This is a genomic window from Rhodococcus sp. A14, from assembly GCF_011603105.1.
Taxonomy (GTDB): Bacteria; Actinomycetota; Actinomycetes; order Mycobacteriales; family Mycobacteriaceae; genus Rhodococcus_F; species Rhodococcus_F opacus.
This window is the reverse complement of record NZ_JAAOQS010000102.1, coordinates 1-18,188: the sequence shown is the minus strand read 5'-3', so window position 1 is coordinate 18,188 and position 18,188 is coordinate 1. Positions and strand designations below refer to the sequence as shown.

General features: G+C 64.9%; 18 protein-coding genes and 1 pseudogene. 10 read left to right on the top strand and 9 right to left on the bottom strand.

Features of this window, described 5'->3' with window-relative positions:
• Positions 1-105: 105 nt before the first annotated feature.
• A complete protein-coding gene (locus tag G9373_RS35700) occupies positions 106-1,134 on the bottom strand; it encodes an Lrp/AsnC family transcriptional regulator (protein WP_167119647.1) in 1,029 nt (342 codons plus the stop codon).
• A 137-nt stretch (positions 1,135-1,271) separates the two neighbouring features.
• Between G9373_RS35700 and G9373_RS35695 the strand changes: the two genes are divergently transcribed.
• From G9373_RS35695 to G9373_RS35675, 4 genes are all read left to right on the top strand, one after another.
• On the top strand, positions 1,272-2,603 hold the full coding sequence (locus G9373_RS35695; protein WP_167119644.1) for an MFS transporter: 1,332 nt from the start codon (positions 1,272-1,274) through the stop codon (positions 2,601-2,603).
• A 50-nt stretch (positions 2,604-2,653) separates the two neighbouring features.
• Positions 2,654-3,319, top strand: a complete 666-nt coding sequence (locus G9373_RS35690) for a hypothetical protein (protein ID WP_167119641.1) — start codon at positions 2,654-2,656, stop codon at positions 3,317-3,319.
• Positions 3,320-3,366: 47 nt separating this feature from the next.
• Positions 3,367-4,584, top strand: a complete 1,218-nt coding sequence (locus G9373_RS35685) for an amidohydrolase (protein WP_167119687.1) — start codon at positions 3,367-3,369, stop codon at positions 4,582-4,584.
• A gap of 537 nt (positions 4,585-5,121) precedes the next feature.
• Positions 5,122-5,367, top strand: coding sequence for a hypothetical protein (locus G9373_RS35675; RefSeq protein ID WP_240960920.1), 246 nt, complete (start codon positions 5,122-5,124; stop codon positions 5,365-5,367).
• Positions 5,368-5,729: 362 nt separating this feature from the next.
• On the opposite strand, the gene G9373_RS35670 is transcribed toward G9373_RS35675, so the two are convergent.
• Both G9373_RS35670 and G9373_RS35665 read right to left on the bottom strand, forming a co-directional pair.
• Positions 5,730-5,891, bottom strand: coding sequence for a hypothetical protein (locus tag G9373_RS35670; RefSeq protein ID WP_167119636.1), 162 nt, complete (start codon positions 5,889-5,891; stop codon positions 5,730-5,732).
• A 30-nt stretch (positions 5,892-5,921) separates the two neighbouring features.
• Positions 5,922-6,113 (bottom strand): annotated as a pseudogene (locus G9373_RS35665) (helix-turn-helix transcriptional regulator); the annotation flags it as partial.
• 470 nt (positions 6,114-6,583) lie between these two features.
• Here G9373_RS35665 and G9373_RS35660 point away from each other — a divergent pair.
• Both G9373_RS35660 and G9373_RS35655 read left to right on the top strand, forming a co-directional pair.
• Positions 6,584-7,792 (top strand): cytochrome P450, encoded by a 1,209-nt coding sequence (locus G9373_RS35660; protein ID WP_346842890.1) that lies wholly within the window; start codon positions 6,584-6,586, stop codon positions 7,790-7,792.
• A gap of 66 nt (positions 7,793-7,858) precedes the next feature.
• Positions 7,859-8,359: a hypothetical protein gene (locus tag G9373_RS35655; protein ID WP_167119634.1), complete on the top strand. Its 501-nt coding sequence runs from the start codon at positions 7,859-7,861 to the stop codon at positions 8,357-8,359.
• A gap of 6 nt (positions 8,360-8,365) precedes the next feature.
• Here the strand turns inward: G9373_RS35655 and G9373_RS35650 are convergent, their stop codons facing one another.
• Complete coding sequence (locus G9373_RS35650) at positions 8,366-9,226, bottom strand: IS5 family transposase (RefSeq protein ID WP_240960919.1); 861 nt, start codon at positions 9,224-9,226, stop codon at positions 8,366-8,368.
• A gap of 119 nt (positions 9,227-9,345) precedes the next feature.
• Here G9373_RS35650 and G9373_RS35645 point away from each other — a divergent pair, with 119 nt between their 5' ends.
• The 3 genes from G9373_RS35645 to G9373_RS35635 are packed head-to-tail and all read left to right on the top strand — an operon-like array spanning position 9,346 to position 10,206.
• Entirely contained in the window at positions 9,346-9,561 is a 216-nt protein-coding gene (locus G9373_RS35645; RefSeq protein WP_167119631.1) for a hypothetical protein, read from the top strand.
• 16 nt (positions 9,562-9,577) lie between these two features.
• Complete coding sequence (locus G9373_RS47880) at positions 9,578-9,799, top strand: ribbon-helix-helix protein, CopG family (RefSeq protein ID WP_167119628.1); 222 nt, start codon at positions 9,578-9,580, stop codon at positions 9,797-9,799.
• The gene (locus G9373_RS35635; protein WP_167119625.1) at positions 9,796-10,206 is read left to right on the top strand and encodes a PIN domain nuclease; all 411 of its coding nucleotides are present in this window, start codon (positions 9,796-9,798) and stop codon (positions 10,204-10,206) included. Before G9373_RS47880 ends, G9373_RS35635 begins: the two co-directional genes overlap by 4 nt.
• A gap of 78 nt (positions 10,207-10,284) precedes the next feature.
• On the opposite strand, the gene G9373_RS35630 is transcribed toward G9373_RS35635, so the two are convergent.
• The 5 genes from G9373_RS35630 to G9373_RS35610 form a co-directional block, all read right to left on the bottom strand.
• Complete coding sequence (locus G9373_RS35630; RefSeq protein ID WP_167119622.1) at positions 10,285-11,760, bottom strand: plasmid pRiA4b ORF-3 family protein; 1,476 nt, start codon at positions 11,758-11,760, stop codon at positions 10,285-10,287.
• 474 nt (positions 11,761-12,234) lie between these two features.
• Positions 12,235-13,881 (bottom strand): alpha-amylase family glycosyl hydrolase, encoded by a 1,647-nt coding sequence (locus G9373_RS35625; RefSeq protein ID WP_167119619.1) that lies wholly within the window; start codon positions 13,879-13,881, stop codon positions 12,235-12,237.
• A 50-nt stretch (positions 13,882-13,931) separates the two neighbouring features.
• A complete protein-coding gene (locus G9373_RS35620) occupies positions 13,932-14,756 on the bottom strand; it encodes a carbohydrate ABC transporter permease (RefSeq protein ID WP_141476370.1) in 825 nt (274 codons plus the stop codon).
• A 2-nt stretch (positions 14,757-14,758) separates the two neighbouring features.
• The gene (locus G9373_RS35615; RefSeq protein WP_167119616.1) at positions 14,759-15,706 is read right to left on the bottom strand and encodes a sugar ABC transporter permease; all 948 of its coding nucleotides are present in this window, start codon (positions 15,704-15,706) and stop codon (positions 14,759-14,761) included.
• Positions 15,703-17,052: an extracellular solute-binding protein gene (locus G9373_RS35610; RefSeq protein ID WP_167119613.1), complete on the bottom strand. Its 1,350-nt coding sequence runs from the start codon at positions 17,050-17,052 to the stop codon at positions 15,703-15,705. Before G9373_RS35610 ends, G9373_RS35615 begins: the two co-directional genes overlap by 4 nt.
• A 101-nt stretch (positions 17,053-17,153) precedes the next feature.
• On the opposite strand from G9373_RS35610, the gene G9373_RS35605 reads away from it, so the two are divergent.
• Positions 17,154-18,188, top strand: a 1,035-nt coding sequence (locus G9373_RS35605) for a LacI family DNA-binding transcriptional regulator (RefSeq protein ID WP_346842889.1), incomplete at its 3' end; no start/stop codon positions are given.

Genomic DNA, 18,188 nt, shown 5'->3' with positions numbered 1-18,188 from the left:
GTGGCTCAGGCCTGTCGCAAGCAACCGATTCCCACGCAGTCGGACTCGTGAAGAACCTCACTGTGCAGTCCGCCGCCACCTTCACCTCGGCGTAGGGCCGGCTGTCTATGGCGCCTGGCGTGGCTGAACTTGTGACCACAGATCGATAGGAACTACACCTATCGAACGGCCCGCTTCATCGAGCATATGGCCGGTTCGCTTCATCACGCGAAGATCCAGAGTCCGGTCAACGACTATCACGTGAGGAAATTCCCGAAGTACCTTCATCTCGAAGAGCGTGAGCTCACTTGCGTTCCGAATCCATATGCTGACCATGAGGTTTCGCTCTGCGGCGAGTGCGACGCACATCCTGACCTCGGGCCATTTCGCGAGTTCACGCCCCACCTCCCCGAGATGCTGAGGGGACACTCTGAATTGCAGGCTGGCGTGCAGGGGCCATCCCGATAGCGAACTTGCGATCTCACATCGCAACGTCACAAGCCCATGTTTTAGCAGCCGGTCGAGTCGTCGCATGACGGTCGACGCATTTCGATCTATCCGCGATGCGAGATCACCGAAGCTCATACGCCCGTCATAGCTCAGCGCGTTGATGAGTTCGCGGTCCACGTCCGACACGTCCGGAGTGGTTGGCCTGATTCCGGTCGAGCTTGGCGCGAGGTCGTGTTCTTGATTGCGTGAGATCGCACCAATCCGCCACTGGCTTCCCTCGCTGAACACCTCTGTTGCGATCGCTGACGTCGTCGAAGTGATGTATTGGATGCGGTTGAGCCGGTCCGTGATGTACCAACTCAACGTGGCCATGTCCGGGGCGAGTACCGCGACGAGCAGGTCATATCTGCCCGCGGTTACCTCGACGGTGATCGCCAGCGGATCCTGCGCGATGGTCGCTGCAACCTCGTCTATCCGTGGCGATGCGCAGTTGATTCCGATCATTGCGAACGAATGCCACGCGACCGGACCAGGCAACACTGCGATCCACGCGGCGCCCTGGTCAAACAGCTTCGCCCACCGCCGCGCCACTGTCATCGGAGTGACGCCAAGTACCTCTCCAAGCAACGACCATGTCGCCCGCGGATTGACCTCCAGCGCGTGCACTAATGCAATATCACCTTCACTGACCGATACATCCTGCATGAATCGAGCATAGATGCCCGAAGTGCGCAAGATAAGTGCAGATTGACTGCATGAAGTGCGTCACGGCCGATACTTGGCATTACCCCGGTATCAGGCCAGCGGCTCATCCGCTCGTAGTGACCCAAGAGGAAAACCCTATGAACACAACATCGCCACCGTTCTCCTTGAAGAAGGCCGTGATCACCGCGTGTATCGGAAACTTCGGTGAGTGGTTCGACTTCGCACTGTTCGGCTTCTTCGCGGTGACGCTGTCGCACGTCTTCTTCCCCGCCACCAACGACCTCGGTGCACTACTGGCCACTTTCGCCACGTTCAGTGTCGCCTTCTTCTTCCGGCCGGTAGGCGCGGCAATCTGCGGGCGGCTCGGCGACCGATACGGTCGAAAGTACATCCTCTCGATCGTCGTGATCACGATGAGCGTCGCCACCTTCCTGATCGGTGTGCTACCCGGGTACGAAAGCATCGGGTGGGCGTCACCGATTCTGCTCGTCGTGATCCGGGTCGTACAAGGACTCGCCATCGGCGGTGAGTTTGCGGGAGCGGTTTCCTTCCTCACCGAGTACGCGCCGCAGGGCAAGCGCGGGTTCTACGGCTCCTGGTCCACCATGACCGCCAACGTCGGCATGGCGGTCGGCGCGATCACTGCGTTGCTGTTGCAACTACTCGTTCCGACCGAGATGCTCAACGACTGGGTCTGGCGTGTCCCGTTTGTCGTGGCCCTCCCGATCGGTATCTCAGGTTTGGTGTTGCGCCTCAAGATCCCGGAGACACCGGCCTTCGTCGCAGCGTCCACCGCGATTGAAGCCGATCTTCCCAAGGAAGACAGTTCGCGGCCGCCACTGTCGGGCCAGTACACACGCATGGCGCAAGTGGTCGGGATGGTGGTTGTCTTCACAATCCTGACGTACGTCTTCATTTCGTTCATGCCCGCCTTCCTCTCGAAGGAACATGGTTTGGAGATGTGGCAGGGATCCGCGCTGTCCCTCACCGCCTTGGTCGTGGCGATGGCATTTACCCCGTACTTCGGCGCACTCTCGGACCGGATCGGACGTCGCCCAATTCTGCTCACTGCATCCTGGACCCTTGTTGTCCTAGCGGTCCCGATCTTCATGTTGTTCAACACCGGCGTTATGGGTATCGCGGCAGGACTCGCAGTGCTGGGACTGTTCGTTGCCACCTTCAACGGTGTTGTTCCGGCGACGTTCGCCGAGATGTTTCCGACCCGCGTTCGGTACACCGCGTTCGGAATTTCGTACCAGGTGGCGGTTGCTCTCTTCGGCGCGACAGCACCGTTCGTGCTCACGCTGATCGTCGCCCATGCGGGTTCCACCTTGGCGCCGGCGATCTACATAATGGCCGCCGCCCTGGTCACCGCGTTGGTCTGCCTGACCCTGAAGGAGACCGTGAACAACAGTCTCGACGATGCAGAACCAATAGCTGCCGGAGAACTCACCCGTACCGCGCGCTGACCCGGGCACAGCGCCCTTACCAGCACTTAATCACCTATGACTGGAGTCCCATGCTTTATCTTTCTCGTTTCGATGTCGAACCCGAGGAATCGTTGTACGTCCGCCGCTGGATAGCTGAAAAGCATCTACCCGACCTACTCGCCGCGGGCTTCCTCACCGCGGCCTCCTACGAGGAGATCAACGGGTCGGGACACACAGCAGACATCTACGAAATCCCGCACATCGAAATCTTCAAGACTCCAGCCTATCGAGCAACAGGTAGTGATGCGGACGACCCAGAGCGCCCCCGTGCGCTCGCCGCCATGACAAACCGCTCAAACACCACCTACCATGTCCGTGCCGAGCACGGAGACATGGAAGCCGGCGGCAATCCCGAAGTAGTGACTCTCATCCAGTTCGAAGCCGCATCACCCGGTGGCCAGGACACCGAATTCGTCACGCATCTTCAGCAGGCATGCGTCAGCGCCATGGATTCGTTCCCCGGCCTGCTGGAACGGGTACGCGTCTGCGAACGGAGCGGGAACCATCCCGACTACCCATCCGACCAGCCGAATTGGCTGATCATGCTTGAGTGGAACAAATGCCCCCGCGGCGAAGACTCGACTGATCTCGCCAGAAACTTCCACTCTGCAGCTGAACAACTCGGCTTCATCTCGGGTTGGTCAAGTCGTGTCCTGGCAAGAGCTCGCGTCCAGATCGCCGAGGCCTCGCTGTGAGCGCCGAGCCGCTGGTCAGGGGCGATCTGCGCAGCCGCATCGATGATATGCGCGACGAACTCGCACAGTTCTATGTCGACCTGCATCGCCACCCTGAACTGTCCGGCCAGGAAGAGCGCACCTCGGAGAAGGCAGCAGAACAACTGCGCCGGTACGGTTTTGATGTCACCACAGGCATCGGTGGACACGGTGTGGTCGGAATTCTCCGCAACGGAGCAGGCCCCACCGTGCTACTCCGGGCTGATACTGACGCACTGCCGGTGTTGGAGGAGACCGGTTTGCCCTATGCAAGCGATGCGGTTGGAATCGACGAATCCGGCCATGAGGTCCCCGTCATGCATGCGTGCGGTCACGATGTCCACGTCACCTGCCTCGTCGGAGCTGCGCAAGTACTCGCAGAGCAAAACACCGATTGGTCTGGAACCCTGCTCGTGGTCTTTCAGCCGTCCGAAGAAACTGGAACCGGCGCGCAGAGCATGCTCGATGACGGTCTGTTCGAACGGTTCCCCTGCCCGACTGTCGTTCTAGGCCAACACGTAGTGCCACGCCCCGCAGGGACGATCGCCGTCAAGCCCGGGGTCCTGATGGCAGCAGCGGACAGCTTGGCCATCACGATGCACGGACGTGGTGGCCACGGATCACAACCGGAATCGACCGTGGATCCGATACTCATGGCTGCAACGACAATTGTGCGGCTTCAAGGCATCGTTGCACGTGAGATCGCACCAGCAGATTCAGCAGTGGTGACGGTCGGAGCGGTGCATGGAGGAACGAAAGAAAACGTAATCCCCCGGGATGCGACCCTCTCCATCAACGTCAGAACATTCGACGACGGTGTCCGCGAACGCGTCCTGTCATCGATCACCCGGATCGCCCGCGCAGAAGCAACGGCCTCCGGAGCGCCTGCGCCGCCCACAATCGCCAGCACCGGCAACTTCCCGCTCACCGTTAACGACGCCGAAGCGACCGAGCGTGTCACAAGCGCCCTGCGGGATCACCTCGGTCACGACAAGATCGGTCCGGTGAATCCGGTTTCGGGTAGCGAAGATTTTGGACTACTCGCCGCCGCATCTGGAGCAGCGTCGGTTTTCTGGTTCCTGGGAGGCACCGATCCCGACATTTGGGCAGCGGCGGACGCTGCCGGCACTGTCCATCGTGATATCCCAAGCAACCACTCTCCCCAGTTCGCACCGGTGATCCACCCGACACTCGAAACGGGCGTCGAGGCATTGGTCGTGGCTGCACTCTGTTGGCTGACAGCCTAAACAGTAAGCGATCCCGAACTTCGGTAACTCCCTGGCCACACAGCCAAGGGCGGCGTGAGATCAGTGATTCGAAGTTCCAGCCCAAGAAGGACTTGCACCTTCGCTTCGGAGAACGCCGCAACCCACCGCTCCCTCCGTCCTGATCAGATGTGTGAAATCTCATGAACTCTCGCGAGTATCGCCGATGGCGCCAGAGACGCCGCGCCCGGTGGACCTCAGCCAGCAGCGCACGCAAACATCCCGACGCCGAGGCGGAACGCCTCATCGAGTTCGCACACAGGTGGGCCCAATATGGGGGCGCGACCGAGGAGGACATCCTTGTGCACTTCGGAATGACCCCGCGCCGGTTCATCGAGCGGTTGTGGCAAGTTGTTCGTGAATCGCACTGTACTCGAGACGAGATGCGCAGTTTGGCGAGCGTATACCCGCGCCACCGGCAAAGAAGCGCTTCCCAACCCAGTCCCTGAGCCCCTCGACGAATTTGTTACCGGGCGCGTCGCGGACTGTGGGTTCACGCTCGCCGCACCAGAAGGCGCGGTGTCCACCGCAAACGGCATCATCGCCACGGCAATGTTCATCGGCGGAGGTATCGCGCCGCTGCTGATGGGCAAATTGATCTCTCTCAGCGGTGGATGGAGCGAACGCGGGGGTTGCATCGTCTGCTTCTTGGTCATGTCTGCCTGCGCCCTGTTAGGGGAGCTGCTCCAGCTCTTCACACAAAGGCCGAAACATGATCCGGCGCAAGAGCCCAAGAGTGCATCACAAGCCTCGGTGGCCGGGTGATCCTTGTGTGGAGCGGATACGGCGATCTTTAGGCGGGCGTGACCGACCTCGGAGCGTCGTGCTGCGCTGGCCGCGGCGGCGTTCCCAGCACAACTCTGGGAAAGGGCGCATTGCACGCTCGATGTGCTCGGATGGACCGCAATCCGCGACGTGTCTCCTTGCTTGGTGCATAGAAGTTCGGTCCCCTGGAAGGGCTACGCCCTCGATCCGGTGATCGCCAAGGTCACCCGCGGTCAGCCGTATCGGCACGTGATGGGTTTCGAGGCAGGTGAACGCCGCCGGGCGGAGAAAGATGCTGGATACAACACCGACCTGCGCACGGGCGAGTATCCGTTGATCACGTGGGGCTGGTTCCGTGACGACTACAGCCGCATCATCACCACCGTCTTCCCGCACGCCCGGACCCGCTCGCGGGCAGCCGCGGGATCGGCGAACAGCAGCAGCGGCTCGCGCGGATCGCCGCCATCGGCGTGGCCGCACTCGAGGCGGCCGAGTCGCACCCGAAGTCGGCGTGACCGAAGCATGTGGGTGGCTCGCGATAGATCCCGATCGGGTCAGGTTGTCCGTTGTTCGACGACCCACGCGGATATTTGAGCCCGCGAGGTAAAACCCAATTTGGTGAGAATGTGCTCCACGTGGCCTTGTGCGGTGCGCGGCGAAATGACGAGCTTGGTGGCGATCGCCCGATTGGTGAGCCCCTCGGCAACTAGGTCCGCGACCTGTTGTTCCCGGCGGGTGAGGTTCGTCCGCGTGTCGGTGGCGCGAGCAGGTTGCTCAAGGGTTTGTTGGACGGCGTACGCGACAGCAGCTGGTATTCGGCTGGTGCAGGTGGCCCGGGTCGATGTTTTCGGCGACAGCGATCCCGAGGTCGTCGATCGATTTCCACGGGGTCCATGATTTCAGGCGAGTTCGGCCATTGAACACCGAGTTGAATGCCTCGGCGAGGCGTGTGTCTTGGGGGAATGCGAGGTGGGAAGCGGAGAAACAAAGCCCGGCTGGGAGGTTGTGGAAAACGCAGGGTTGTCACCATCAATACTTTGGTTTCTTCAACGACTCCCCGGTATGAACGCCGGTAGCGTGTGACGTCAATCGCACCTAGCTGAGCCTGTCCGCCGCTTGCGGCGCAGATTGTGGCCGGCTCGTCTCGTTGCTGGGTTGTTTCGGTTTGGAGCGAAGGGAAAAACTTGTGTTGAGGAACGCCGCAGAAGAGTCGATCGTGACTCTTGATACCGCCGATCCCGCTTTCCGGGCGGACCGGTTCAGGACGTATCGAGAGATCCGGGAGTCCAGTCCGGTCACACGGACTCTGGTCAACGGTCAGCCGTCGTGGCTGCTGACCCGCTATCGGGACGTGGAGCGGATTCTCAAGGACCCCACCTGCGTAGTGGAGCCGGTTCCGGGGCAAATTCCGCCACACGTCGGTGACGGTCCGGCGGCACACTTCTATCGCCTGTCGCTACCGAATATGAGTCCGCCGCACCACACTCGGCTGCGCAAGCTCGCCGGTCCAGCGTTCGCGCCGCGGGCGATCGCCTCGATGCAGGGCTGGGTAGAAGAAATTATCGCGGAGGGCATCGACCGGCTCGCCGACTTCGATTCGGAGGTCGACTTTGTAAGTGAGTTTGCGACGCGGGTGCCGGCGCAGATCGCGTGCCGGTTGCTGCACGCACCCATTGAGGACGCAGACACGGTGCTGGAACGGATGCCGGCGCTCAACGCGGTCCTCAGTCAGAGCGACATCACCGCTGACCAGCTCGCCGATGCTGATGAGGTGGCCCAGTTCTATTTCGACTACATCGGCGCCATCATCGACCGGAATCGTGGACGGCTCGGTGAGGACGACCCCGTTGGTGCACTACTCGCCGCGGAGGAGGCAGGCGACAAACTCTCCCGTGAGGAGTTGGTTGTCACCTTGGTCGGATTTTTTGTCGCCAGCTACCACACGACGATGGTGGCAATGACCAACACCGTTAACGCACTGCTCACCGATCGAGCTCAGTACGTTGCCTTGACGCAGGATCCATCCTTGGCGGGAACTGCGTGGGAAGAGTCGCTGCGCTTCGACGCGCCTGTCCATTTCATCTGGCGCTACGCACCGCCCGGTGGACTCGAGATCGACGGTCACCACATTGACGCGGGCTCGCACCTGCTGCTCGGCCTCGCGGCTGCGAACCGCGATCCGGAGAAGTTCGACAACCCCGAGGTGTTTGATCTGACCCGGGCCCGGATTCGGCATCTAGCCTTCACGGCTGGCGGTCACTATTGTCTCGGAGCTCCACTGTCTCGGATCGAAGGAGAGATCTTGTTGCGTCGTCTCCCGGAGAAACTCCCGAACATTGAACTGCGTGAGAAGAATCCGACGCGGATGCCGGATTTGTCTTTTCCCGCGATCACCCAGCTAATGGTCTCGCCGCACGGCCATTGAGTATGTAACCACTGGGGCTGAGTATCTGTCAGCCGAGGAAGTTGGTGGCGTTGCGATAATCGTGTGATGAGTGGTAATGGTTGGAATTCGGAGGTACCGGTGCTGCTCGACGAGGCCGAGGTCGACCAACTCGCGGCCGAACTGACCGTGCGAATCCGGGCGGCGATTCCCTCGTACAACAGCCTGCCCTACGGCGAGCACCAGAAGACCGTGCGTGAGCACCTCAGTCTTCTGGTGCACAACGTGACGGCTGGGGAGCCACCGCCAAAGGTACTGCGGATGACCAGCGCCGCCGCCCGCCGCCGTGCGCACTACGGAATGCCGGTCTACGACGTCCTCGGGGCGTTCGGTGTGGTCAGCGCGGGGTTGTGGGACGCACTACGCGTTAAGCACTCGGGCGACGAGTCACTCCTCGTTGGACTGGTGAGTCTGCTCGGGGAGTGGAATCAAACCATGAGCCAGGCCGTGGTGGATGCGTATGTACACGAGAGCGGGAGCCGATTCGAACGCGAACGTAGACTGCGTGGCCGGCTGTTCGCGATCCTATCCGGCTCAGAGTGCGTTTGAAAACCGTCAGGTTCGGGCGAGCCGCCTCGTCATGGTCGCGATCGTCGCGATGTGAACCATGGCCTCGTGGTGGTCGGGTCTGGTTTCGTAGTCTCGCACGCAGCGGCGGTGCTTGTTGATCCACGCGAAACTTCTCTCGACCACCCAAACGCGGGGTCGGACATGGAACCCGGTGGCACCGGGGATGCGTTTGACGATCTGCATAGGCAGGGCAAGAACGTCTTTCGCCCAGACGGGCAGCCGTCCAGGATAGCCGCCATCGGCCCAGACCAGCCGGATGGTGGAGAACCTGCCGCGCAGTGCGGTCAGGAGTCGGTGCGCGGCGTCGCGGTCCTGGATCGAGGCAGCGGTGACGACGACGGCGAGCAGCAGTCCGTTCACATCCACGGCAATGTGCCGTTTGACGCCGTTCGTTCTCTTGCCGCCATCCCAGCCGCGGCTCGATCGGGGCACGGTATCCGCGGCCGGCACCGTCTGCGAGTCGATGATCGCCGCGGTCGGGCACCGGTCCCGCCCGTCACGCACCCGCAGGCGGTCGCGCAGCGCGTCGACGATGCGCTGCCACGCGCCGCTGTGGGACCAGCGGGCGAAGACCGCGTACACCGTCCCGGCTGGCGGGAACTCCATCGGCAGTTGCCGCCACGCGATACCACCGCGCACGATGTACAAGATGGCGTCCACTATCATACGGCGGCAATGCTTCTCGGGTCTGCCGCCGCGGCCTGCCGTGCTGCCGGGCGCGGGCAACAGCGGTTCGAGGGTCGCCCACTCTGCGTCGGTGACCGACGACGGGTACACCGCGTAACCATGTCCGTCCACCGCGTGGAGCGGGCACGACGGGCATGGCGAGATCGGCGATGATGGCATTGTGGGCTCCTGGTGTGGGCTAGGACTTGGTTATCACCGACCCAACCATGAGCCCACTTCTTCGGTTCTCAGTCAGGCACCTGCGCGCCCATCGCGAGTTCTCAAACACTCTCTTAGATATGTGGGATGCGGTGATCGTCGTATGTCTCACCGATGGTGAGGTACGTCGTCGAATTGCGGTTCCGGGTCGTGGCGTTTCTCGACCAGCCGAACAGCTGGTCGTAATGACTGTTTTCGCAGTGCTCGATACCGAGGTGGAGGTTGATGTCCTGCTGGAATCGTGGGAGGTCGTTGGTGTCACCTGGCTTGTCGAGAATGCAGGTGATATCATATGATATCTAGGAGGTTGTCATGTCCGACGTTTTGATCCGCAACTTTCCCGCGGAGGACCTGGCGCTGCTCGACGAGCACGCGGCCCGCCTCGGGATCTCGCGCACCGAATTCCTGCGCCGTCAGCTGCAGCAGGAGGCGCGTCGCACCGTCACCGCGGTGTCGACCGCCGACCTGGTGCGGTTCTCTCAGGACTTCCCCGACCTGGCTGATGACGAGGTCATGCGCGGCGCCTGGTCATGAGTGACCCCACGTGGCTGATCGACAAGTCTGCGATGGTGCGTCTCGGCGCCAGCCCGGACGCCGAGCAGTGGGCCAATCGAATCCAGCGCGGTCTCGTCCACATCTGCACCGTGACGCTGCTCGAGGTCGGCTACTCGGCCCGTACCGCCCACGACCTGACGCGGGGACGACGCACCCCACCGCTATCGGCCATGCCCCTCGAGTATTCGACACCCGCGATCGAAGACCGCGCCCTCGAGGTGCAACGGCAACTGGCAGAACGGGGTCAACACCGCGCACCGTCGATCCCGGATCTGCTCATCGCGGCGACCGCGGAGATCAGCAACCGAGTCGTTCTGCATCTGGACAAGGACTTCGATTTGATCGCGGCGATCACCGGCCAACCACTCGAACGCCTGGTGACCTAGCGCCCGGACAGGCGCCCGCCCGGTCTCCACCACGAGGTGACACGCGGATGTACAGCTGCGGCGCGAGCGGGGATCGGGTCAGGTCGCGTCGCTGGGGTCGGCGCCGATCACGGCCCGGGCGGTGGCGGCCACGGCGGAATCCATCCCGGTGAGCCGGCCGCGTGTCTTCCCGGAGAGAAGCTCGAGGAAGTCGAGCGTGGGGCTGACGACGGCGGCGACGGGGAGGCCCGGGCCGCCCTCCGCGCGCCAACCGAGGCCGAGCAGCAGGTTGCGGATCTCGCGGGTCCATTCCTCGGCCGGGCTGCCGCTCCCGACGACGGCGAGTGCGAGCCAGCCCGCCTGGCGGTCGAACTCGGTCCTGCCCACCGGCAGTCGGGACAGAATGTGCCGCCACAGCGCCGATGGTTGGTCACGGCTGCGGCGGGCGAGCGCGGTCGGCGCCAGCCGGCCCTTGCGCACACTCACCAGGCCGAGCGCTCGCGCGCTGTCGCGGAGCTGCGCGACCGGCCACGTGAGGTCCTCGCGGTTCGCCTTGCCGATCCACCACCCGGCGACGCCGGTCCGCTCGGCGAGCTGCTCGACCAGCGCCGGCGGAAGGTAACCGGCGCTGGTCAGCCGCACCCCATCTCCGATCACGTCGAGGAGGACCAGGTACGGCTCGATCAGGCGGGCGGCGTCCGCCTCGCTCACCTCGAACCCGGCGTGCCCCGCCGACCGTGCCAGCACCTGAGTGAGTGCCTGGTTGCCGCCCCGCTCCAGTTGCTCGCACAGCGCGGCGAGCTCACCGGCCACCCGGATCGGCGCGGCCACCGCTGCCGCGAGGGCGGTGTCGGCCTCGTCGACGTCGAACCGGTCGGGGTGCCAGTCGAGCGGCAGCCAGTCGCGGGCGTGGCCGGCGTCCTCGAACGGGGCCGGGACGGACCCCGGGTCGCATCCGCCCCGCACCCACGCCGCCAGCTCCGTGTACCCCCAGATCCCACCGCAATCCTCGGGTGGGCAGGCCATCCGACCACCGGTGCAGCGCACCTCGGCGGGCGGCTGGTCGAGGACCGCCTCCACCGCGAGGACGTGGTCCCAATCGTCGCCGAAGTCGTATTGGTACCAGAGCCGGTCACCGGTGCCGGTCAGCACCTGATCGAGCCGGACACCGTCTTCGAGCACGCCGTCCTCGCCCTCCTCGACGTCGAACGGTGTGACGAAGTACGGCGACCGGGGATCGCTGCCCGTGCGGAACCGGTGCAGATGGCCGTCGAACCACCCCATCGCGGCCTGGATCACCACATGCAGCCGGTCGAGGGTGAGGTCGCCGGGCAGCTCGAGCCGCCGCCACACCGGGGGTTTGGCACCGGCCAGGTCGAGCCGGACCCGAAAACCGCGAATGCGGGTCGGCGCATCACCGACCACGGGCTCCGGGACTCGCAGCACATTCTCGACGAACGCCATCGAACGATCCGCCCCGATCTCGCCCACGAACGCCTGTTGCTGCTGCGGGGTCAACTCGGCCATGAGCTGCTCGGCGAGCCGTCGTACGTCGTCTGAGGTCGGCACGATCATCAGTCAACCATCGACAACGACCGGCATGCCCAGCAGATGCACGAACCCGGGCGTCGGGGTGCTCGGCGTGCAGGCTCGACCGTCGTACCGCCACCTCGCCCGATCGGCACCGCGCCAAATAGCGTCGGCAAAAACGTGCCAGTAGCGCTGGGAATCACAACCATGAGTGAGCCGTGCCTCGCTTGCGATGAGACGGGACACCGTTGGTTATCGGACACCGCTCTGAAGGGCTCTTCGGCGCGTGCAGAGGCGTCGAAAACTCGTGTCGATAAACTGTGTCGAGAAACCTTGCCCGAGGCATTGTCGACAGGCTGGTCCGCAAGCGGTTGGGCTTCCTTTATTCTCTGGCAGCCTCAAGGCGCGGCTGCGTGGCGAATCCGATCCGACTTCAGCCGGGGCCGAGTTGGGGCGGTAGTGGCAGGTATTCGATCTGCTGTCCGTCGATGTATGCACCAGGGTGGGTTTTCTCGCTCCCTATCGGGTCTGGAGCCAGACTGCGGTGTCCGGAGGAATCGTTTGAGAGTCCTGCAGGTGGGTGGAGGTGAGGAGGACGGGTGTGCCGGCGTCGATCGGAATTGGGCCGCTGGAGAGGTTCACGACGCATTGAAATGATGGTCCGCGGTCGAAGGCGAGGACATCGGGGGCCGACGGTTGCCAGTCGAAGCAGTCACTGCGGAGGGCGGGCAGTGTGCGGCGGAGCTGGAGTGCGGTGCGGTAGAGGGTGAGCATCGAGTCGGGGTCGTCGGATTCGGCGGCGACGGTCTTCGATTTCCAGTTGTCGGGTTGGGGGAGCCACGGTTGTGCGTTGTCGGTGGTGAATCCGAAGGGCGGGTGGTCGCCGCTCCAGGGCAGCGGGACCCGGCATCCGTCGCGGCCGCGGATGGTGTGTCCGGATCGTTCCCAGGTCGGGTCCTGGAGTAGGTCTTCGGGCAGGTCGGTGACTTCCTCGAGTCCGAGTTCTTCGCCCTGGTAGAGGTAGGCACCGCCGGGCAGGGCGAGCATGAGCAGGGCGGCGGCACGGGCGCGTCGGGTGCCGAGGGCGAGGTCGGAGTCGGTGCCGGCGGTCAGGGTCATGGGCAGGGTGCTGGTGTCGGCGCGCCCGAATCGGGTGAGGTGGCGGGTCTCGTCGTGGCTCGAGAGCACCCAGGTGGCCGGTGCTCCGACCTCACGGAGCGCGTCGCGGCTGCGGTCGATGGCCTCGCGCAGCGTTGCCGGGTTCCAGCCGGCTCGGGGGAAGTCGAAGTTGAAGGCGGTGTGCAGTTCGTCCGGTCGCACGTAGCGGGCCAGGCGCTCGGGGCTGCGGACGATCGCCTCGGCGACGAACATGCGGTCGGGGCCGTAGGTGTCGGCGATGGTGCGGAACTCGCGCAGGATGGTGTGGAGGTCGTCGACATCCCAGTGCGGGTTGTCGACCCACGTGCTGGATTCGAAACGGGCTCCGGGTGCGTGGCCGGCGTCGGGCAGGCCGGGAACCTTGGCCATGGCCGACACGGCGTCGATGCGCATCCCGTCGACGCCGCGGTCGAACCAGAACCGCAGGACGTCGGCGAAGTCGGCGCGCACTTGCGGGTTGGTCCAGTCGAGATCGGGTTGTTCGGGGGCGAACAGGTGCAGGTACCACTGGCCGGGTTGGTCGTCGTCTCCGGTGGTGCGGGTCCAGGCCGGTCCGCCGAAGGCGCTGATCCAGTCGTTCGGTGGGAGTTCGCCGGTGTCGCCGCGTCCGTCGCGGAAGAAGTACCGGGCGCGCTCGGGCGAACCGGGAGCGCTGTTCAGGGCGTCCCGGAACCAGGGGTGGGTGTGCGAGGTGTGGTTGGCGGGCAGGTCGATGATGATGCGGAGTCCGGCGGCGTGGGCGGCGGCCAGGAGGGTGTCCGCGTCGTCGAGGGTGCCGAAGAGCGGGTCGATGGCGCGGAAGTCGGCGATGTCGTAGCCGCCATCGGCCATCGGTGACCGATACCAGGGGGTGATCCACACGGCGTCCACCCCGAGGTCGACGAGGTACGGCAGGCGGGCCTGGAGGCCGGTGATGTCGCCGATGCCGTCGCCGTCGGCATCGGCGAAGCTGCGCAGATACACCTGGTAGATGACGGCGTCGTGCCACCACTGACGTGCTGTGGGCATGGTTTCCCCCTGGGGGTGGTGTGGGTGTGGTGATGGGTGCGCGGGCACGGTCAGCCCTTGACGGCGCCGGAGATCATCGCCTTGACGAAGTGGCGTTGGAACAGCAGGAACACCACGATGGTGGGTGCCATGATCAACAGTGAACCGGCGTTGAGGAGCACGACGTCGGTGGAGTACTGGCCGACGAAGTTCTGCAGTGCGCCCGCCATGGTGCGTTTGCTGGGGTCGTCGATCAGGACGATGGCCTGCAGGAAGGTATTCCAGGTCCACAGGAACAGCAGCAGGCACAGCGAGGCCAGCGCCGGGACCGCCAGCGGGATCTGGACATGGCGGAACGCCTGCCAGGGGCCGGCGCCGTCGAGTTCCGCGGCCTCGGTGAGCTCCTTCGGCATCGAGAGGAAGTGGGCCCGCATCCAGAAGACGGCGAACGGCATGAACGTGCCGATCAGGACCAGGATCAGGCCCAGGCGGGTGTTGAGCAGGTTCATCTCGCGCAGCTGGTAGTAGAGCGGCACGATCGTCGCTTCCCGGGGGAGGGTCAACCCCAGCAGCAGGAGCAGGAATACGACGGTGCCGCCGGGGACCTTCAGCTGACCGAGCCCGTAGCCGGCCATCGCGGCGAACAACGCGGCGACCGGGACGACTCCGGCGACGAGGATGATGCTCGAGATCAGCAGGGGTGTCACCTCGGCGACGCGCCAGGCGTCGAGGAAGTTGTGCCACTGCGGGTTCGACGGCCACGACAGCCCCAAGGGGACGGTGCCCTGCGGTTGCAGCGCCGCCGACAGCATGCTCAGCAACGGCAGAATCGAGAAGATCATGGTGCCCAGCAGCAGGACGAGTCCGGGGATGCGTTGGCGGACGGAGGTTTTCATGATCAGTTCTCTCTGAAGAAGCGCTGGATCGGCAGGATGACCAGCAGGATCAGCCCGGTGAGGACGACGGCGAGTGCGCTGGCGAGGCCGACCCGGGCTTCGGTGAAACCAAGCTGGTAGATCTGGACGCCGGGAACGGTGGTCGCGTAGCCGGGACCGCCCTGGGTGGACATGAACACGATGTCGAAGCTGGCAAGAGCGGCGATGACGGTGACGGTGACGCAGACCCCGATTTCGGCCCGCAGGGCGGGAACCGTGACGTAGCGGAAGGTGCTGAAGAAGCCGGCACCGTCGAGTCGGGCCGCCTCGTAGATCGCAATGTCGATCTTCCCGATGCCCGCCATGAGCAAGATGGTGCAGAATCCGAGCCCGAGCCAGGTCCCGATGACGCCGACCGCGGGCAGCGCCCAGTCGAAGTCGCCGAGCCACGACCGGGTGAGGCCGCCGAGGCCGACGGCCGAGAGGAGTTGGTTCACGGTGCCGTTGCTCGAGAACATCCACACCCAGGCGACCGCGGCCGCGGCGCCGGGGATGATCTGCGGCAGGAACAGCAACGTGCGGGTCATTGTTCCGAGGCCGCGGATGCGGATCTCCTGGAGCAGGGCGGCGACGAGAAGTCCGCCGATCACCGGGAAGACGGTGAAGAACGCGATGAGGAAGAACGCGTGGCCGATCGAGGACAGCAACTGCGGGTCGGTGAGCACGCGGCCGTAGTTGCCGAGCCCGACCCAGCTGCCGACGGAGATGCCGTCCCAGTTGTAGAGGGAGTACCAGATGGTGGTCAGCAGCGGCCGCAGCACGAAGACCGTGTACACCAGCGCCGCGGGGAGGACGAACAGCCATCCGGTCAGGGCTCGTTTGGCGCGGTGCCCCCGGTCGGGCCGGATTGCGGCGCGGTGACCGAACGCCCGGACGGGGGAGGTCTGGGGGGTGTGCGCGGTGGAGGTCATCGGAGAAGGTCCTGCTCGTAGGCGGATTGGACGGCGCCCATCATCTCGGCGGGCGTCGTTCGGCCGGCGGCGAGCATCTGGACCTGCGGTAACCAGGTGCCGGACATGCCGTTGGTGGCGTTCTGGACGAACTGGACCTGGCCGTCGGCGGCGACCAGCCTGCCGAAGGCGGCCTGGATCTGGGCGCCCAGCGATCCGGGTGCGGTGGCCGGGACCTCGCCGGTGCCGGAGGGGGCGAAACCGGCGTCGACCGCGACCTGCCGGCCGGCCTCGGAGCGGAGGAAGTCCAAAAAGGCTGCGGCGGCGTTCTTGTCGTCCGAGCCCGAGGGGATTGCGAAGTTGGACACCGGATCCGACATGGCCAGCACGGGTTCTCCCGCCGGTGCCGGCGGGAGAACGAAGCCGACGTTGCCGCCCATCTTGGTCTGCAGGGCCGCGGCATCCCAGTTACCGGAGGCGTAGAACAGTGCCTCGCCGGCGGCGAACCGACCGGCGGCGGCGGTCGCGTCGGTGCCGTTGGTGTCCTGGGGGAAGTAGCCGTTCGCGGCCCAGTCGGCCACGACCGCGGCCGCATCGACGCCGGCGGGGGTGTCGAGTGTGGCACCGGGAGCGTTGAAGACCCAGTCGTTGACCGCATCGCGCCCCAACGATGCATTCAGCATCATCTGGACCAGGAAGGTGACCTGGGCGCTCTTGTTGCCGGCCATGATCGGGACCAGCCCGGCGGTCTTCGCCGCCGCGAGTGCCTGCTCGAAGTCCTCGACGGTGGTGGGCGGTGAGGTCATTCCGATGCGGTTCGCGAGATCCTTGTTGTAGTAGAGACCGGTCAGGGTGAACCCGCTGGCCATCGTGTACTGCGGACCGGTGCCCCGGACCCCGGCGTCATCGACCCGGTACATGGCCATCTGCCCCTCCGGTAGCTCGTTCCAGCCGTAGGCGTCGGCCCACGGATCGAGTGCGGTGAGCTGGCGGTTGGCCACCGCCGCCGGCAGCGCAATGATCCGCGCGATATCCGGCGGATTATCCGAGGCGAGCACCCGGGGCGCGTTGACCGCCTGAACCTCGTCCGGGTCGTAGCGCGCGGTGATGGTGACGTTCGGGTGGCGCTCGGTGAACGCCGCGATCAGGGCCTCGTCGATCTTCTTCAGCCCCGCCCCGTCGTACAGGGTCAACTCGATCGGGTCGGTACCGAGATCCGTGCGCACCGCTACCGGCTCCGTCGGTGCTGTCGTGGTGTAGCCGCTGCCCGGCGGCGCGCAGGCCACCGTCGAAGGCAGGATCGCGGCTCCGGCGACCGCGGCGAACCTGCGCGCCCACCGGCCCCGGGTGAAGTGGTGTGAGTCCATAGCTCCTCCGCATTGAGACGCGCATCACAATTCGGAAGCGCTTCCGAAGCCTATGTCGGAAGCGCTTCCGAAATCAAGGTCGGTCGGGCTACCATCGCTTCGTGCCCGATCAACCTGGTTCTTTGAGTCTCAGCGACGTCGCTCGGGAAGCCGGCGTCTCGCTGACGACCGCCTCCCGCGCGCTCAACGACTCGTACGGCGTCTCCGCGGCAACCAAGGCAAAGGTCCTCGCCACCGCCCGCCGCCTCGACTACGTCATCTCCCCGGACGCGGTCCGCCTCGCCGGCGGCCCGACCCGACGGGTGGCGTTGGTCGTTCCCCATATCGAGCGCTGGTTTTTCGGCGAGATGGTCAATGGAATCGAGACGGTGCTCGCATCAGCGAACTTCGACCTGTTGCTGTACCAGGTCGGCGGCCCCGAGGACCGCCAGGACTTCTTCACCCGACTGCCCGCTCGACGGAAAGTCGACGCCGTGGTGGTGGTCGCGTTCCCGGTGGACCAACGCGAGCGCGAACGGCTCGCACTGATGGGCGTGAGCATCGTCGCCGCCGGCGGCCAGAGCGCCGACTACCCGTACGTCTGCATCGACGACTACCACGCCGGCCGGCTCGCCGTCGACCACCTCCTGGAATCAGGACACCGGCGGATCGCCATGATCGCCGCCCACGACCCCGATCAGCCCGGGTGGCCGGCACGCTCCGGTCGATCGGAGGCGTATGTCGACGCACTGACCGGAGCGGGCATCGCAGTGGATCACTGCCTCGTCCGCGACGTCGACTGGGGCGGCATCAACGCCGCAGAGGCGATGGCGGACATCCTCGACGCCACCCCGGAATCGGCTCCGACCGCCGTTTTCGCGCACAGCGACGAACTCGCACTCGGAGCCATCCGAACACTGCGCCGCCGAGGCCTGCGCATTCCCGAGGACGTCTCCGTCGTCGGAATCGACGACCATCCGCTCGCCGCACTCACCGACCTGACCACCGTGCACCAATCCGTCCGCGAACAGGGTGAGATCGCCGCCCGACTCGTCCTCGACACACTCGCCCCCACCCCAGACGCGGGCGCGCCGACCGCCGTCACCGCACCGACCACACTCGTCGTCCGCGGCAGCACCGGACCCGCACCGGATCAC

Coding starts and splice junctions, on each gene's coding strand:
- G9373_RS35685 (WP_167119687.1), top strand. CDS start 3,367: ATGCGCGACGAACTCGCACAGTTCTATGTCGACCTGCATCGCCACCCT.
- G9373_RS35645 (WP_167119631.1), top strand. CDS start 9,346: ATGTGGGATGCGGTGATCGTCGTATGTCTCACCGATGGTGAGGTACGT.
- G9373_RS35695 (WP_167119644.1), top strand. CDS start 1,272: ATGAACACAACATCGCCACCGTTCTCCTTGAAGAAGGCCGTGATCACC.
- G9373_RS35690 (WP_167119641.1), top strand. CDS start 2,654: ATGCTTTATCTTTCTCGTTTCGATGTCGAACCCGAGGAATCGTTGTAC.
- G9373_RS35670 (WP_167119636.1), bottom strand. CDS start 5,891: ATGCTTCGGTCACGCCGACTTCGGGTGCGACTCGGCCGCCTCGAGTGC.
- G9373_RS35620 (WP_141476370.1), bottom strand. CDS start 14,756: ATGAAAACCTCCGTCCGCCAACGCATCCCCGGACTCGTCCTGCTGCTG.
- G9373_RS35635 (WP_167119625.1), top strand. CDS start 9,796: ATGAGTGACCCCACGTGGCTGATCGACAAGTCTGCGATGGTGCGTCTC.
- G9373_RS35610 (WP_167119613.1), bottom strand. CDS start 17,052: ATGGACTCACACCACTTCACCCGGGGCCGGTGGGCGCGCAGGTTCGCC.
- G9373_RS35630 (WP_167119622.1), bottom strand. CDS start 11,760: ATGATCGTGCCGACCTCAGACGACGTACGACGGCTCGCCGAGCAGCTC.
- G9373_RS35655 (WP_167119634.1), top strand. CDS start 7,859: ATGAGTGGTAATGGTTGGAATTCGGAGGTACCGGTGCTGCTCGACGAG.
- G9373_RS35625 (WP_167119619.1), bottom strand. CDS start 13,881: ATGCCCACAGCACGTCAGTGGTGGCACGACGCCGTCATCTACCAGGTG.
- G9373_RS35650 (WP_240960919.1), bottom strand. CDS start 9,226: ATGCCATCATCGCCGATCTCGCCATGCCCGTCGTGCCCGCTCCACGCG.
- G9373_RS35700 (WP_167119647.1), bottom strand. CDS start 1,134: ATGCAGGATGTATCGGTCAGTGAAGGTGATATTGCATTAGTGCACGCG.
- G9373_RS35615 (WP_167119616.1), bottom strand. CDS start 15,706: ATGACCTCCACCGCGCACACCCCCCAGACCTCCCCCGTCCGGGCGTTC.
- G9373_RS47880 (WP_167119628.1), top strand. CDS start 9,578: ATGTCCGACGTTTTGATCCGCAACTTTCCCGCGGAGGACCTGGCGCTG.